The sequence below is a fragment of the Pseudonocardia xishanensis genome (genome assembly GCF_039541715.1).
Lineage (GTDB): Bacteria > Actinomycetota > Actinomycetes > Mycobacteriales > Pseudonocardiaceae > Pseudonocardia > Pseudonocardia xishanensis.
Window position 1 is genome coordinate 136,881 of the sequence record NZ_BAABGT010000094.1, and the last position, 15,448, is coordinate 152,328.

Annotated in this window: 12 protein-coding genes; 3 read left to right on the top strand and 9 right to left on the bottom strand. The window is 75.3% G+C overall.

What is annotated here, in order from left to right; translation table 11 throughout:
• Position 1: 1 nt before the first annotated feature.
• A complete protein-coding gene (locus tag ABD993_RS28890) occupies positions 2-2,524 on the bottom strand; it encodes an MGDG synthase family glycosyltransferase (RefSeq protein WP_345425406.1) in 2,523 nt (840 codons plus the stop codon).
• 35 nt (positions 2,525-2,559) lie between these two features.
• Between ABD993_RS28890 and ABD993_RS28895 the strand changes: the two genes are divergently transcribed.
• On the top strand, positions 2,560-3,648 hold the full coding sequence (locus ABD993_RS28895) for an MGDG synthase family glycosyltransferase (RefSeq protein ID WP_345425408.1): 1,089 nt from the start codon (positions 2,560-2,562) through the stop codon (positions 3,646-3,648).
• Here ABD993_RS28895 and ABD993_RS28900 read toward each other — a convergent pair.
• The 8 genes from ABD993_RS28900 to hpnC form a co-directional block, all read right to left on the bottom strand.
• Positions 3,645-4,304 (bottom strand): VC0807 family protein, encoded by a 660-nt coding sequence (locus ABD993_RS28900; protein ID WP_345425411.1) that lies wholly within the window; start codon positions 4,302-4,304, stop codon positions 3,645-3,647. The genes ABD993_RS28895 and ABD993_RS28900 overlap by 4 nt on opposite strands.
• Before the next feature lie 156 nt (positions 4,305-4,460).
• Positions 4,461-5,465, bottom strand: coding sequence for an adenosyl-hopene transferase HpnH (gene hpnH / locus ABD993_RS28905; protein ID WP_345425412.1), 1,005 nt, complete (start codon positions 5,463-5,465; stop codon positions 4,461-4,463).
• On the bottom strand, positions 5,465-7,150 hold the full coding sequence (ispH, locus tag ABD993_RS28910; protein WP_345425415.1) for a 4-hydroxy-3-methylbut-2-enyl diphosphate reductase: 1,686 nt from the start codon (positions 7,148-7,150) through the stop codon (positions 5,465-5,467). Before ispH ends, hpnH begins: the two co-directional genes overlap by 1 nt.
• Entirely contained in the window at positions 7,147-9,057 is a 1,911-nt protein-coding gene (gene shc / locus ABD993_RS28915) for a squalene--hopene cyclase (protein ID WP_345425418.1), read from the bottom strand. Before shc ends, ispH begins: the two co-directional genes overlap by 4 nt.
• Positions 9,057-10,088 carry a polyprenyl synthetase family protein gene (locus ABD993_RS28920; protein WP_345425421.1) on the bottom strand — a complete coding sequence of 344 codons (1,032 nt, stop codon included), beginning with the start codon at positions 10,086-10,088 and terminating at the stop codon, positions 9,057-9,059. The genes shc and ABD993_RS28920 overlap by 1 nt, the downstream gene beginning before the upstream one ends.
• Positions 10,085-11,437 (bottom strand): hydroxysqualene dehydroxylase HpnE, encoded by a 1,353-nt coding sequence (gene hpnE / locus ABD993_RS28925; RefSeq protein WP_345425423.1) that lies wholly within the window; start codon positions 11,435-11,437, stop codon positions 10,085-10,087. Before hpnE ends, ABD993_RS28920 begins: the two co-directional genes overlap by 4 nt.
• Complete coding sequence (locus ABD993_RS28930) at positions 11,434-12,420, bottom strand: squalene/phytoene synthase family protein (protein WP_345425426.1); 987 nt, start codon at positions 12,418-12,420, stop codon at positions 11,434-11,436. The genes hpnE and ABD993_RS28930 overlap by 4 nt, the downstream gene beginning before the upstream one ends.
• A complete protein-coding gene (gene hpnC / locus ABD993_RS28935) occupies positions 12,417-13,268 on the bottom strand; it encodes a squalene synthase HpnC (RefSeq protein WP_345425429.1) in 852 nt (283 codons plus the stop codon). Before hpnC ends, ABD993_RS28930 begins: the two co-directional genes overlap by 4 nt.
• 194 nt (positions 13,269-13,462) lie before the next feature.
• On the opposite strand from hpnC, the gene ABD993_RS28940 reads away from it, so the two are divergent.
• Entirely contained in the window at positions 13,463-14,644 is a 1,182-nt protein-coding gene (locus ABD993_RS28940; protein ID WP_345425430.1) for a PucR family transcriptional regulator, read from the top strand.
• A gap of 207 nt (positions 14,645-14,851) precedes the next feature.
• Positions 14,852-15,385, top strand: coding sequence for an Rv1733c family protein (locus tag ABD993_RS28945; RefSeq protein ID WP_345425433.1), 534 nt, complete (start codon positions 14,852-14,854; stop codon positions 15,383-15,385).
• Positions 15,386-15,448: the final 63 nt, after the last annotated feature.

Below are 15,448 nucleotides of genomic sequence, written 5' to 3' on the forward strand. Positions count from 1 at the left end.
CTCACCCCCCGTGCCGACCCGCGGATTCGTCCTCCCCGGGTTGCATACTCCTCAACGACCTGTGGATGCCACCGGGTATTCCCCCGATCTCGGGAAGCACGGCGGGGTCCGCGGTGATCCCGATGCAGGTGAACCGCCCCCAGTGCAGCGCGCCGACGGCCAACCCGACGCCGTCCGCGAGCGGCAGCACGGGCTGCACCTCCGAGATCAGACCCCCGCGCGCGTGCAGCGGGCGGCGGGCGCCGGGCATCACCGAGGCGATCAGGTGGAAGAACCGGCGGCCGTAGACGAGCCGGACCAGCGGGCCCTGCACGCGCCCGGGCAGCATGCCGAGGCCGGCGAGGACGGCGGCCGCACCCTCGGGCTGGCCCGCGGACGACCCTGCGGCGAGACCCCGCTCGATCCGCGCGATCCGCTCGGTGGCGCTCATCGGGCCGGTGGGCAGGTCCAGCGACACCGCGGCCGTCCGGTTGCCGTCCGCGCGGCTGCCGGTGCCCGCACGGGTGCGGGTGGTCATCGGGACCATCGTGCGGACCCGCGGCGGCAGGTCCAGCTCCTCGTGCAGGGTCTGGGCCAGCGCGGCCAGGACCAGCACCGTCGTCCCGACGCCGTGGGCGCGGGCCGCGCGCCGGACCTCGGCGCCGTCGAGGGTCACGCCGATCCGCCGGGGCCCGGGCCCGGACCGCCCGACCAGCGGGGACCGCCCCGCGGGCCGCTGCAGCGCGAGCGCCCCGATCCCGCGGGCGACCCGCAGCGCGTGGTGCAGTCGTTCCCGGGGCGTGGCCGTCCCGCGGCGCGCCCGCTCCCGCAGGTCAGCGAGGGCGTGGAGCGCGCGAGCCGACAGCGGCACTCGTACGGCCCGGGTGTCACTGGGCGACGCGTGAGCCGCCCGGGTGTCGGTGGAGGTGGGCGAGGGGGCGGCGGATCGCGCGGCGAGCCGGCCGGCGGGGGTGCCGGTGTCCTCGTCGGCGAGCAGCCGGATGAGGCCGTCGGTGACCGCGAGCCCGTCCCCGAGGGCGTGGTGGACCCGGGCGAGGATCGCGGCGCGACCGGTACCCGGCTCCACGGCGGCCCGCACCTCCCAGCCCAGCGTGGGATCGAGGGCGTCGGCGAAGAAGCGGGTGGTGGCGGCCTCCCAGTCCGGGTGGTCGCCGCCGGGCCCGATCCGCCAGACCTCCGGCCGGACGTGGACGGCCGGGTCCGGCGCCGGGACCCGCTCCCAGCGCAGCGGCCTGCCGGGGCGGGCCGGGGCGAGGCGGCGGTTGAGCAGGTCGATCCGCCCCGCCCGCTCGCGCACGAGGTCGACGAGCGCGTCCGCCCAGCCCTCCTCGGGTGCCCCGTCCACGACGATCCGCGCCCCCACCTGCTGCGGGACGGCGGGGGTCGAGGCGTGCAGGAACATCGCGTCCTGCGCCCGCACCCGTTCCCCGGCGATGCCCCGCGGCTCGACGTCGGCCACGCCCGGTCCGGAGCCCATCAGGGAGGCCAGGTCCCGGTCGAGGTCGGTCTGGTCCGCTCGGCGGCGGAGGTGTTTCCCGATCATCGCGCGGTGCTCGCCGTCCAGCGCGCGGACAGCCTCCGCGACGCCCGCCCGGCCGTGCACCACCTGCGCCAGGCCCGCCGCGGCGAGGACCGCGGCGTTGGCGCGGCCGTGGCCCGGGATGGGGTCGACGAGGATGAGGGGGCGGGCGCAGGCGATCGCCTCGAGGGCGGTCGCACCGCCGCCGTTGGTGATCACCAGGTCGCAGTCCCGGGTGGCGGTGGCGGGGTCCTCGATCCAGTCCACGACGGTGAGCCCGGGGACGCGCTCCAGCCTGCGCCGCAGTGCCTCGACGCGCCCAGCGCTGACCAGCACGTCCGCCCCGCCGTCCAGGGCGCCGCGGCAGGCCGCCTCGACGTCTCCGAAGGCCAGCGACCCGCACGAGACCAGCGCCCGCGGCCGCTCCCGGGGCTCCCGATCGGCGGGCGGGGCGAAGTCGCGGACCACGGGCAGGGCCGCCACCCTGACCGCCGCCCCGGGGGCCGCTCGGGCCAGGAGCGCCGCGCCCTCCTCGGTGCTGACGAGATGCAGGTCCAGGGCCGCGGAGGCCCAGAGGGGGTGCGGGGCGGGGTCGGTGACCAGCGCGACCGCGGGCATCGGGACCAGGCCCCGGCGCCGCAGCCGGGCCAGGCCGGTGATGCCCTCGGGGAACACCGCGACGACCAGGTCCGGGCGCACCGACTCCAGCACCGGCCGGAGCCCCCGCCCGCTCCACCGGCCGATCACCGCACGGGTGCCCGCCCGGAAGAAGGGGACGTGCCAGAGCAGCTGGAAGTACAGCTCGTAGAGCCAGGGCAGGTACCGGATGCACCCCGCGTAGATCGCCCGGAACAGCGGGCCGGTGCGGGGGCCCATGCCGTCCAGGGTCTCGGTCCAGACCACCTCGACGCCGGGCCACAGCCGCCCGGCGCTCTCCTCGACGGCGCGGGCGGCGGCGTGGTGGCCCGCGCCCATACTGCCGGTGACCAGCAACAACCGTCTCATGCATTCCTCACGACGGGGGAGTACCGTAGTCCACTATGGACGAGGGCCCGCAGCGGGTGCTGGTGCTGTCCGCGCCGGTGGGCGAGGGGCACGTGGCGGCCGCCCGCGCGCTCGCGGCGCGGATGCGGGAGCTCTGGCCCGCCGCGGAGGTGCGGGAGGTCGAGAGCACCGCGGGGCCCGTCCGGGACCGCGTCCTGCAGCGTTCCTACGCCGTCACCATGCGGTTCGCGCCGGGCCTCTACGGGCTGGGTTACGACCTGCTCGTGCGCCTTCCGCGCTTCGCCGCGCTGTGCAAGCGGGTCGCCGCGGCGCGGGTCGGCCGCTCGCTCGCCCCGCTGCTGCGCGCCGAGCACCCGGACCTGGTGGTCTCCACGTACCCGATGATCTCCGGCGGGCTGGCGTGGCTGCGGGAGCGCGACCGGCTCACGGCGCACACCGTCGCGGTCGTCACGGACGTGGCCGTGCACCCGTTCTGGGTGTGGGCGGGGGTGGACGAGACCTGGACCCTGCTGCCCGCCTCGCGCGCCCAGGCCGAGGGGATCGCGCCTGAGGCGGAGGTGCGGGTGGCGGCCGCGGCCGTCGACAAGCGGTTCCACCCCGGTGACCGGCCTGCCACCCGGCGGGCGCTGGGCCTGCCGGAGGCCGCGTTCCTCGTGCTGGTCACGGGGGGTTCGCTGGCCTTCGGCGGCATCGAGGGCGTGACGGACGCGGTGGTCGCGGGGGGCGGCGAACCCGTGGTGCTCTGCGGCCGCAACGCGCGGCTGCGGCACCGGCTCGCGGCCCGCGGCATCACCGCGCTGGGCTGGACCGACCGGGTGCCCGAGCTCATCACCGCCGCCGACCTGGTGCTCACCACCGCGGGCGGCATGATCGCCAGCGAGTCCCTGGCCGTGGGGACACCGGTGCTGTTCGCCCGCCCGATCCCCGGGCACGGCAAGGCGGGCGCGCGGATGACCGAGGAAGCCGGCCTGGGGCTCGTCTGCCCGGGGCCCGAGGACGTCACCGAGACCGTTCGCAGGCTCCGGGACCATCCGGCGGAACGCGAGGAGCTGGCCGCGCGCGCCCGCGCCTTCGGCGAGCGCACGCTGGACGCCGAGCTCGAGGAGCTGGCGAGTCGGCTCTAGCCGACGCGGAGCTTGGGCTCGGCGACCCCGATGCGCAGGGCGATGCCCTCGCCGGTCATCGAGCGGTGAAACCACCACAGCGACAGCGCGATCCCCACCGCGACCAGCGAGTACGAGCCCGCCGTGGACACCATCAGGAAGTTGCCGACGGTCTGCGTGGCCAGCACCGCCAGCGTGGTCACCCCGTTGACCAGGAAGACCGCCGCCCACAGCAGCGAGACCTTCTTGAAGAAGCTCTTCATCTTGGGGTGCTGGGTCAGCGCGTCGGGGAAGGCGCAGAAGTCGTCCGCCAGCTTGGCCAGCAGGGGGCGCTCCATGAACAGCGTGACCAGCAGCAATGCGGCGAAGACGAAGTTCTGCACCGTGGGCTGCAGGAAGTAGAGGAACGCCGAGCCCGTCCACAGCCCGACCACCGTGCGCACCACCAGCAGCGTGGTGGTGAGCCAGAGGACCGCGGGGACCCTCTGCCGCATCACCAGCCGCCTGCCGATGGCCAGCGCGGACCAGGCCAGCGCCCCGATGATCCCGGCGTCGAACCCGGCGTGGGTGAACAGGATCCAGAACAGGGCCAGCGGGATGAGCGTGGACTCCAGCAGGGGGCGTCCGGCGTGACGCAGCAACGAGCCGATCGGGGGAAGGTGGATCAACGTCGTCATGCGGTGCTCCGGCATGCAGGTCCTCGGGGCTTCGGGGTACCAGGTCCATCGCGGTGCTAAACGCGATGGCGGGAGTGTAGCGGTCCGGGTCACGAGGAGGTAACGGACCCGATGCCCGTTGTGTGCTCGCCGTGATGCCCCGGACCGCTACCCCCATCAGACGCTCGCGGCCGCCCGGATGGTCTCCTTCAGCGAGCCCATGGTGGCGAAGACCGAGGACGGCTCGTAGCCGCAGTGCGCCATGCAGTTGGCGCAGCGCTCGTCCTTCCCCCGCCCGTAGGCCTCCCAGTCCGTGCCCTCGATCAGCTCCCTGTAGGTCTTCACGTGCCCGTCGTCGAGCAGGTAGCAGGGCTTCTGCCAGCCCAGCAGGGAGTAGGACGGGATGGCCCACGCCGTGCAGTCCAGGTCGACCCTGCCCTCGAGGAAGTCCAGGAAGACCGGCGAGTGGTTGAGCCGCCACTTCTTCCGGCGGCCCTCACCGAAGGCCTTCTTGAACAGCTCGCGGGTCTGCTGCACGCCCAGGAAGTGCTCCTGGTCCGGCGCCTTCTCGTAGGCGTACCCGGGCGAGATCTGCATGAGGTCCACGCCGAGCTCGTCGTTGAGGTAGTCGAGGACGTCGATGACGTCCTGCGGCGTGTCGGTGTCGAAGAACGTGGTGTTCGTGTTGACCCGGAACCCGGCCTCCTGCGCCATCCTGATGGCCTCGACGGCCTGGTCGAACACCCCGTCCTTGCTCACCGACTCGTCGTGCCGCTCGCGCAGCCCGTCGATGTGCACCATCCACGCGAAGTTCTTGTGCGGGGTGAAACGGTGCAGGTGCTTGGGCAGCAGGACCGCGTTGGTGCAGAGGAACACGATCTTGTTCAGGTCCAGCAGCCGCTGGACGATGACGTCGATCTCCTTGTGCATCAGCGGCTCGCCCCCGGCGATGGAGACCATCGGGGCGCCGCTCTCGACGATCGCGTTGACCGCCTGCTCGACGGGCATCCGCTGCTTGAGCAGGTGCGCGGGCTGTTGGATCTTCCCGCACCCGTTGCACTTGAGGTTGCAGGCGAAGAGCGGCTCGAGCTCCACCAGGAGCGGGAACTTCTCCACCTTCCTGATCTTCTGCTGCATCAGGTACGTGCCGAGTCGGATCGACTGCCGCAGTGGCATGCCCATCAGCTGACCTCCTTCGGAAGCGTGAAGACGACGTCCTCGGTCCCGGTCGTGGTCGTCGTGACGGCGACCGGGCCGAGGCCGGACAGACAGGACACGACCTCGTCGACCAGCTCCGGGGGCGCCGAAGCCCCCGCGCTGACCCCGATGCGACCCGCCCCGACCAGCCAGGACAGGTCCAGCCCGCCGACGTCGTCGACGAGGTGGGCCGGGACCCCCGACCGCCCGGCCACCTCGGCCAGCCGTCGGGAGTTCGACGAGTTCTCGGAGCCGACGACGATCACCAGGTCGACGTCGGCGGCCACCGCGCGGATCGCGCGCTGGCGGTTCGTGGTGGCGTAGCAGATGTCGTCGCGGCGCGGGGCCGCGATAGCGGGGAAGCGCCCGCGCAGCACGGCGGCGATCCGCTCGGCCTCGTCCACCGCGAGGGTGGTCTGCATCGCGTAGGAGACGCGCGACGGGTCCGGCGCGGTCACGGTGTGGGCCATCTCCTCGTCCTCGACGACGACGATGTCCGCGGGCGCCTCCCCGACGGTCCCCTCGACCTCCTCGTGGTCGGAGTGGCCGATCAGGAAGACCGTCTCGCCGCGCCCGGTGTGCCGTTTGACCTCGGCGTGCACCTTGGCGACGAGCGGGCAGGTCGCGTCGATGACGGCGAGGCCGCGCTCGTCCGCCTGCGCGCGGACGGCGGGGGAAACGCCGTGCGCGGCGAGCACCGCGTTCGCCCCGTGCGGGACCTCGTCCAGCTCCTGGACGAACACCGCCCCCCGCTCGGTCAGCCGCCGGACGACGTGCGCGTTGTGCACGATCTGCCTGCGGACGTAGACGGGGGCGCCGAAGCGGTCCAGCGCCCGGTCCACGATGTCGATCGCCCGCTCGACCCCCGCGCAGAAGCTGCGCGGCTCGGCGAGGACGACGTCCCGGGGGCGGACGGCCGCGAACCAGTCCCGCAGCACGGGCGCGGCCCGGCGCAGCGCGCGCAGCGCGGTGAACCCGCGGACCGGCGTGCCGGGGGTCAGCAGCGGCGCCTCGGGGGTGTCGACGACCGCCCGGACCACCGCGAACGGCCCGCCCGCCGCGGCCTCTGCCAGCCAGCCGGACTCCATGTCGACGGCCAGCGCGCCCTCCCGGCCGAGCTCGGTCCGTCGGGTGCCCTCGACGACCGCGGGGGAGCAGACGATCGGCCCGAGGTGCACCGTCAGGCCCGCCCGGCGCAGCGCGGTGGCCAGCGGACCCGCGGTCGGGATCGGCACGGGCGCGCGGAAGTCGGTGAAGCGGATCTCGGACGCGACGACGAGGTCGCCGGGTCGCACCGCCTCGGTCAGCGCCCCCGCGACCCCGGCGACCAGCACCGGCCGGGGACCGCCGGAGGCGATCCAGCGCGCGGCGGCCGAGGCCCGGACGGGCCCCATGCCGGTCCGCACCACGCGCGCGGAGTCGCCGAGCCCCCGCAGCGCCGCGGCCTCGATCCCGAGGGGCGCACACACCAGCGGCGGCGCCAACCCGACCGCGCCCGGCGCACGTGTCGTGCTCTCGGGGCTGCGCGACGCTCCGTGGTGGACACCGAGCGCACGTGTCGTGCTCTCGGGGCTGCGCGACGCTCCGTGGTGGACACCGAGCGCACGTGTCGTGCTCTCGGGGCTGTCGAACGGCCGCTCGGGGCCGTCGTCGAGCGGGACCGCGCTCACGCGCCCACCTCCGCACACCAGCGCCCGAGGGCGGAGATCGGGAAGGTCATCCGGTAGAGCCGGTAGCGGATGTAGAAGGCGCCCGGGAAGCCGGTGCCCGTGTAGGGCTCCTCCTCCCAGCTGCCGTCCGGGAGCTGGGTGTCGACCAGGTACCGCACCGCCCTCTCCGCCGCCGCCGACCGCGCCTCGCCCGCCGCGACCAGGGCCAGCAGCCCCCATGCCGTCTGCGAGGCGGTGGACTCACCCCGCCCGATCCAGGACCGGTCGGCGTAGGAGCGGATGTCCTCGCCCCAGCCGCCGTCCGGGTTCTGGTAGCGGGTCAGCCACGTGACCGCGCGCCGGATCGCCGGATCGTCGACGGGCACGCCCGCCGCGACCAGCGCCGGGACCACGCCACCCGTGCCGTACACGTGGTTGGCGCCCCAGCGGCCGAACCACGACCCCTCCGGCTCCTGGTTCTCGCGCAGCCAGCGCACCCCGCGGGCGCACGCCTCGGTGTCGGCGAGCCCCTCGTGGGCCAGCATCTCGACCACGTGCGCCGTGACGTCCGCGGACGGCGGGTCGATCACCGCGCCGAAGTCGCAGAAGGGCAGCTTCGTCACGAGCTCGCGGGTGTTGTCGGCGTCGAAGGCGCCCCAGCCGCCGTCCCGGGACTGCATGCCGACGGTCCAGGCGACCCCGCGGTCGACCGCCGCCCGCAGCCGGTCCCGATCGGGGTGGTCGACCCGGCGCAGCGCCAGCACGACCTCGGCGGTGTCGTCCGTGTCCGGGTAGCCGTCGTTGTCGAACTCGAAGGCCCAGCCGCCCACCGGGAGGTCGGGGCGGCGCACCGCCCAGTCGCCGCGGACCCCGGTGACCTCCTCGGCCAGCATCCAGGACGAGGCGCGCAGCACGTCGGGGTCGTCCGCGGGGACGCCGGCGTCCAGCAGGGCGGTCACGGCGAGGCAGGTGTCCCAGACCGGGGACTGGCAGGCCTCCAACATCCGGGTGGTCCCCTCGGGAGTCTCCCGTCGCACGAGGAACCGCTCGAAGCCCTCGATCCCCGCTCTCATCGCCGGGTGGTCAAGGGGGTAGCCGAGCAGGTGCAGCGCGATCAGCGAGTACACCCACGGGGGCTGGATGCCGCCCCAGCTCCCGTCCGCCTCCTGGCGGGCCAGGATCCACTCCGCGCCGCGGCGCATCGCCAGCCTGCGCAGCGGGCCGACCGCGTGCCGGGCGTAGGCGTGCAGGCCCGCGTCCAGCCGCTGGAACGCCCCGGCCCAGGTCCAGGGCGCGGCGAGAGGCTCGGGCCCGGCTCCGGAGCGCAGCTCGTCCACGTCGAAGGGCAGCGGCCGAACGGGCCTGAGCGTGGCGACGATCGTCAGCGGGACGACGGTCTGGCGGGCCCAGCACGACCAGTCGTAGACGTTCAGCGGGAACCACGGCGGCAGGAAGATCAGCTCGGGGGGCATGTTCGGCAGGTCGTCCCAGGACCAGAGCCCGAACAGCGCGAGCCAGATCCGGGTGAAGACCCGCGACCGCTCGATCCCGCCCTCGGCCCGGCAGAACTTCTCCGCCGCCCGCATGTGCGGCTCGGTCGGGGAGTCCCCGGCCAACCGGAGCGCGACCCACGCCTCGACGGTGGTGGAGAGGTCGCCCGGTCCGCCCGCGAAGGTCGCCCAGGTGCCGTCCGACCGCTGCTGGGACCGGATCCAGCGGGCGGCCTCCGCGGTCTCGGCGGCGGTGCGGATGCCGAGGAACTCCCGCATGAGCAGGTCCTCGGCGTCCATCGTCACGTTGGTCTCGAGGTCGCCCTGCCACCAGCCGTGCTCGTGCTGGATCGACCGCAGGAACCCGACGGCGGCGTCCAGGGTCCGCCGAGGCCCGCCCAGTGCGCGGCCGGTGCCCTCCGGTGCGGTGACCGACATCAGAACTCCCTGTCGACGAGGTAGTGGCCCAGCGCGGACAGCTCCGCCCGCGGCGCGGCGACCAGGCCCGCCCCGGCGAGGGCCCGATCGGCGACGTCCAGCTGTCGGCGGGCCTCGGCGCGCGCCCACTCGCGACCCCCGCCCCGTTCAACGAGAGCGGCGGCGGCGCGCAGCTCCGGTTCCGCGGGATCACCCGGGCGGGCGAGCCAGGCCGCCAGCTCACGGCCCGCGGCGCCGCCGCGCTGCACCGCGAAGGTCACCGGCAGGGACTTCTTCCGCGAGCGCAGGTCCGACAGCACCGGCTTGCCGGTCACCGCGGGATCGCCCCAGATCCCGAGTAGGTCGTCCACCAGCTGGAACGCCATCCCGACGGCCATCCCGTAGTCCCGCAGCCCGCGGATCGTGGCCTCCGGCGCCCCCGCGAGCACGGCACCGATCGCGGCGCTGGCGGCCAGCAGCGACCCGGTCTTGCCCGCGGCCATGGACAGACACTCGTCCACCCCGACGTCCGCGCGCCGCTCGAAGGCGATGTCCTCGGCCTGTCCGCGGACCAGCTCGCGGGTGGTGACGGCGACGAGCCCGGCCGCCGCGGCGGCGTGCGGCGAGGGGTCCTCCAGCAGCACCTCGACGGCCAGCGCGAGCATCGCGTCCCCGCAGAGGATCGCGCTCGGCGCCCCCCACCGGGCCCACACCGTGGGGCGGTGGCGACGCTCCCGGTCGCCGTCCATCAGGTCGTCGTGCAGCAGGGAGAAGTTGTGCACCAGCTCCACGGCGACGCCGCCCGCCACCCCGGTCTCCTCCGGGGCACCCGCCGCGCGGGCGGACAGCAGCGCCAGCGCGGGCCGGACGGCCTTGCCGCCGCCGGAGCCGGGCGAGCCGTCCAGCTCGACCCAGCCGAGGTGGTACTCCGCCTGCTCGCGGCCCGCGGTGTCCAGCCGCGCGACGGCCGCGCGCAGGGCGGGGGTGACCGCGTCCCGGCAGTTGCGGAGCAGGGCCGGGATGTCCGACGGGCGGCCGAGGGTCGCGGTCATGCCGCCACCCCTGCCGGGACGCGCTCGGTGAGCACGGCCTCCGCCGCGGAGTCCCCGGAGCGGACCGCGCCCTCCATGGTGGCGGGCCAGCCGGTGTCGGTCCACGCGCCCGCCAGGTACAGCCCCGGCAGGGCGGTGCGCGGGCCGGGCCGCAGCGCGGCCTGTCCGGGGGCGCCTCGGAAGGTGGCGTGCGGCTCGCGCGTGACGAAGGCGTCGAGCACCCCGGCCCCGCGCGCGGCGGGCAGCAGGTCCGCCAGCGCGGGCAGGAACCGGTCCAGCAGCCGCTGCGCGGGCACGCCCACCAGGTCGTCCGCCGCGGACAGCGAGATCGCCAGGTACTGTGCCCGCGGCCCGTACACCGCCGCGGCACCGGACGGGGCGGTCCGGTCGAACACCCACTGGACGGGGCTGTCGACTCCTGCCGCGAACGGCTCCCGCAGCACCGTCCGGTCGTAGACGACGTGGACGTTGACGATCGGCGTGCTGCCGAGCGCGGCGATGTCCCGGGTGACGGCACCCGGTGGCAGCAGCCGCGCCGCCGCACCCGGGGGCACGGCACAGACGATCCGGTCGACCACGAGCTCCTCCTCCCGTTCGGATGATCCGAGGGGGACACGCCAGCGGGTCCCGTCCTGCACGAGCGCCCGCACCTTCGCGGACCGTCTGACCTCCACGCCCGCGGCCGCGAGGGCGCGGCGGGCCGCGGTGTCGTGGAGGGCGCCGAGCGGGGCGGTGGCCCAGCCGATGTCCCCGGCCGCGGTGTCGGCGAGCAGGCCGAGCTGGAAGACCGTGGCGGCGAGGGCGAGCGAGGCGTCCCCGGCGCGGGCGTTGAGCGTGGCGATGCCGACGACGTCCCACAGCACGTCCACGGCCCGGTCGTCCTGGCCGTGGGCCGCGAGCCAGTCGCCGAAGGAGCGGTCGTCCGCGGTCGCCCGGTCGACGCGGCCCAGCGCGAGCGCGGCGCGGGCCGGACCGAGGCGGGATCGCAGCGGCAGGTGGCGGTAGCGCAGCAGCGCGCCTGCGAGGTGCAGGGGTGCGGGCAGGGCGGACCGGCGCAGCCGGGCGGTGCGGCCGGTGGGGGACAGGACCGGGACGTCCAGCCGTTCCTGCAGCGTGAGGTCGCCCGTGGCGCCGAGGCGCTCGACGAACCCGCGGTAGGCCGTGCAGCAGCGCAGGAACACGTGCTGGCCGGTGTCGACGTCCAGCTCCCCGCGCCGGAACGACCCGGCGACCCCGCCGAGCCGGGAGCGGGACTCCAGCAGCGTCACCGCGAGCCCGGCGTCCGCCAGCCGCAGGGCCGCGGCGGTGCCCGCCAGCCCGCCGCCGATCACCGCGACCCGGGACCTCATACCGGCCGTCCCGCCAACGCCCGCACCGCGACCACGAGCTTCTCCCGGCCGGTGAGCGAGCGGCGCTGCGCGAAGACCGACTCGGGCTCGGCGGCGATGTCCTCCAGCAGCCTGCGGTAGATGCCGGACATCGCGCCCGCGCAGGCGGCGCTGCGCCGGTCCAGCAGGGGGAGCAGCTTCAGTCCCTCGGCGTACCAGCCGCGGGCGCGGTCGGCGGCGAACCGGATGTAGGCGGCGAGGGCGCCGTCCGGGTCCTGCAGGACGCCGCGTTCGTCCAGCCGGAGCTCGGCGCCGAAGCGGGCGAGCTCGTCCGTGGGGAGGTAGACGCGGCCGTTGCGGAGGTCCTCGCGGATGTCGCGCAGGATGTTGGTCTGCTGCAGGGCTATGCCCAGCCTGTCCGCGTACTCGGATGCGGCCGTTCCAGTGGTCGACTCCGCAGGCCCCACGGCCGGCCTCGACCCGAAGATGCCCAGGCAGAGCCGTCCGACCGAGCCCGCGACCTGGCGGCAGTAGACCTCGAGGTCGGCGAAGGTCGCGTGCGGGCGGGACGGGTCACCGGTCCTCTCGGCGTCCTGGTCCATCCGGGTGTCCGCCTCGACGCCGTCCACCAGCTCGTCGAACGCACCCAGCGGGATGGGGTAGCGGCGCACCGCGTCCTGCACCCCGACCAGCACCGGGTCGGTGCGGTCCACCGCCCCTGCGCGCAGGGTCGCCACCGACGCGCGGACCGCGGCGAGCGCCGCGAGCTTGTCGTCGAAGGTCCGGGCCCCGGGCACGTCCCCGTCGCCGATGTCGTCGATCCGCCGGGCGAGGGCGTAGACGGCGGAGAGCGCCGTGCGCTTCGGGGCGGGCAGGAGCCGGATGCCGTAGGAGAAGTTGCGGGCCTCGCGGCGGGTGATGTCCTCGCACGCCGCGTACGCGGCGGGGACGTCGTAGGTCGGGGTGGCGGTGGTGGGGGCGGCGTCGGATCGGGGCTCGGTCACAGGCGGCTCCAGGAGGTCCGGCCCCGGGCGAGCAGCACGCCGGGGAGCCGCCGCAGGATGTCACGCCTGCGGCTGTGGGCGGCGGTGCGGGAGCGGCCCAGGACGTCCCCGTCCGCCCGGCGCAGCGCGGCCGCGGCCGCGTACCCACCCGCGACGTACCCGGCGACGGCGAGCCGGGCCCAGCCGCGCAGCCGCCCGACCACCGCGCGGCCCTGCGCGAGCAGCTCCTCGGCCCGGGCGGTCTCGTGCAGCACCAGCGCCCGCAGCTCGGCGGTCGCGACCGGCCGGTCCAGGTCCGCCTCGGCGACCCCGAAGTCGGCGAGGTCCTCGGCGGGCAGGTAGACCCGCCCGCGCTCGCGGTCCTCGCGCACGTCCTGGCAGTGCTCCAGCACCTGCAGGGCGGTGCACACGGCGTCCGACGCGGCCAGCAGTGCGGGATCGGACGGCACGGCGAACAGCGCGAGGACGATCCGGCCGATGGGGTCCGCGGAGAGCGCGCAGTAGCCGCGCAGGTCCGCCCAGGTGGCGTAGCGGGCGACCCGCTGGTCCTGCACGTTCGCCGCGATCAGCCGGTCGAAGGGCTCGTGGGGCAGGTCCGGGGCGTCCCGGGCCAGGGCGCGCAGCACCGGGGCCTCGGGGGTGGGGGAGTGCAGGTCGGCGCGGAAGGCCTCGAGCGCGGCCACCCGGGTGGCGGCGTCCGCCTCCCCCTCGTCCCCGAGGTCGTCGATCGTGCGAACGACCCCGTACACGGCCTGCAACCTGCGACGATGGCGCGTGGGGAGGACCCGGAGCGCGACGGGGAAGTTCTCCGCCGCCTCGGCCCGCCGGAGCCGCGCGGAATCCGGCACCGGCGTGTCCGCCCGCGCCTCTCCCGGCACCTCTCCCGGCACCGCGACCCCCGCGCTCCCCCGAACCACATCGGCATCGTCGCGCAGTTCGGTCGCCGTCTCTTGCCCGCCGTCGTTAATTCTGTGCGGTCGGAATTGTCACCGACGTACAAATGTGTCGCCGGTCTCGCCCGCTCGGGCGTAGAAACTCCGGTGTGGACACCGCACCCACCGGATCGGACGGTCTGGTCGCCGCGCTGCTGGCCCGGGTACCCGCCGTGCTGGACGAGGTCAGCGCCGCCCTGCTGACCGAATGGCCGGATTACTCCCGTTTCCTGGACGCGAATCGCATCGAGGTCGGCGTCGCCGCCCATCTGATGTTGGACCGGCTGGTGGCCGGGGAGATCGACGAACCCACCGAGTTCGGGCAGGACGAGCTGTTCGAGGAGATCGGCCGGATGCAGTGGCGGGAGGGCCGGGACGTCTCGACCCTGCTGTCGGCCTTCCAGCTCGGCGCCCGGGTGTTCTGGCGGCACGTCGCGGAGGTGGCCGTCGAGCTCGACCTGGGGCCGCGGCCGCTGGCGGGGCTGGCCGAGGGCGTGTTCGCCTTCGTCGACCGGTTGTCCTCCTCGGCCGCCCACGGGTTCGTGCTGGAGCAGTCCGAGGCCGCCGTGGCGCGGGAGCGGCTGCGGGAGGAGCTCGTCGAGCTGCTGCTGTCGGACCGGGCCACGGAGGGGGCGGTCGCGGCCGCCGCGGCCCGCGCCCGGTGGACGGTCCCGCAGCAGGCGGCGGTGGTCCTGGTGCAGGACGACAGCCTGCTCGGCCACGGGGTGCTGTCCCGGTTCGACCCCGGCTCGCTGCTGATCAACCGACCGCGGATGGCGGGCGCGATCGTGCCCGATCCCGAGCAGGGCGGACGCAGGCAGCGGCTGGCCTCGCTGCTGCGCGGCAGTCGCGCCGTCGTCGGGCCGACGGTCACGCCGGACCGGCTGCCCGCGGGGCTGCACATCGCGGAGGTGGCGGCCCGGCTGCAGCGCACCGGGGTACTGCCGGTGGACCCCGTCTTCGCGGACGAGCACCTGGACGCGATCATCGTGCACCGGGACGCCCGGCTGCTGGAGGGGCTGCGGCTGCAGGTCCTGCGTCCGCTGGAGGCCTCGCCCCCCGCCTCCCGCGCGCGGCTGTGCGAGACGCTGTCCTCCTGGCTACGCCACCTGGGTGACCGCCAGGCCGTGGCCGCCGAGCTGCACGTCCACCCGCAGACGGTCCGCTACCGCCTGGCGAGGCTGCACGAGCTGTTCGGGCCGCAGCTGGACGACCCGGACACCCGTTCGCGGCTGCTCCTGGCGCTCGCGTGGGGCGCTCCCCGGCCCCCGGAGGCCGATCCGCCGCGGTGAGGGGTCGGACACGGCGGGTGACCGGCGTCTCGCCCGGCGTGACGGATGGCACGGTCGAATCGGTCTCACCCGCGTTGCCGACCGGGGTGGACAGGCGCACGGTGGAGGGACCGCCGACGAGAGGACCCTGCCGTGCGCTCCCAGTGGCCGGGCGAACCGGACCGACCCCACCAGGCAGCCGTCCCGGGGGCCGCTGCCCTCGATCCGATGCCCCGCCGGTTCACCGACCGCGTCGAGCGCGCCGTGTCCGGGTTCGTCGGCGTCGGGGCGGTCGTCGTCGCGGTGCTGGCGTTCGTCGCCGCGCTGAGCCTGCACGGCAGCGGCATGGCCCAGGTGGCGAACGACCGGGTCGACCGCGTGCAGGTGGACGCCGTGCTCACGGCGCCGGTCGAGATGCCGCTGAGCTTCGACTCGACGGCGGGCGGCTCGGGCTCGGTCCCGGCCACCTGGACGGGGCCGACGGGCGGCGCGCACGCCGGCCTGATCCCGGTGCTCGGGCCCCGCGCCGCAGGGGACACGGTGCCGGTGTGGGTCGACCGGGCGGGCGAGATCGCCCCGCCCCCGGTGGACGCCGTGCAGGCCCGGGTCACCGCGACCGTCGGCGGGCTGCTCGTCGCGCTCGCGGGCGCGCTGGTGCTGCTCGGCATCCGGGCCGCGGTCCGGGCCCGCTGCGCCGTGGTCAACCACCGCGCGTGGGAGCGGGAGTGGGCTCTCCACGAGCCGCGCTGGTCCGGCCGCTAGAGGAGTAAGTCCGAACTCCCCTTCAGTGGTCGTAGGCGGTCAGGGAACGTGTGACTGCCTGGC

What these genes read in the sequence shown, in the direction of transcription:
- ABD993_RS28890 (WP_345425406.1), bottom strand. Translation starts at nt 2,524, where the DNA reads ATGAGACGGTTGTTGCTGGTCACCGGCAGTATGGGCGCGGGCCACCAC.
- ABD993_RS28895 (WP_345425408.1), top strand. Translation starts at nt 2,560, where the DNA reads ATGGACGAGGGCCCGCAGCGGGTGCTGGTGCTGTCCGCGCCGGTGGGC.
- ABD993_RS28900 (WP_345425411.1), bottom strand. Translation starts at nt 4,304, where the DNA reads ATGACGACGTTGATCCACCTTCCCCCGATCGGCTCGTTGCTGCGTCAC.
- hpnH (WP_345425412.1), bottom strand. Translation starts at nt 5,465, where the DNA reads ATGGGCATGCCACTGCGGCAGTCGATCCGACTCGGCACGTACCTGATG.
- shc (WP_345425418.1), bottom strand. Translation starts at nt 9,057, where the DNA reads ATGTCGGTCACCGCACCGGAGGGCACCGGCCGCGCACTGGGCGGGCCT.
- ABD993_RS28920 (WP_345425421.1), bottom strand. Translation starts at nt 10,088, where the DNA reads ATGACCGCGACCCTCGGCCGCCCGTCGGACATCCCGGCCCTGCTCCGC.
- hpnE (WP_345425423.1), bottom strand. Translation starts at nt 11,437, where the DNA reads ATGAGGTCCCGGGTCGCGGTGATCGGCGGCGGGCTGGCGGGCACCGCC.
- ABD993_RS28945 (WP_345425433.1), top strand. Translation starts at nt 14,852, where the DNA reads ATGCCCCGCCGGTTCACCGACCGCGTCGAGCGCGCCGTGTCCGGGTTC.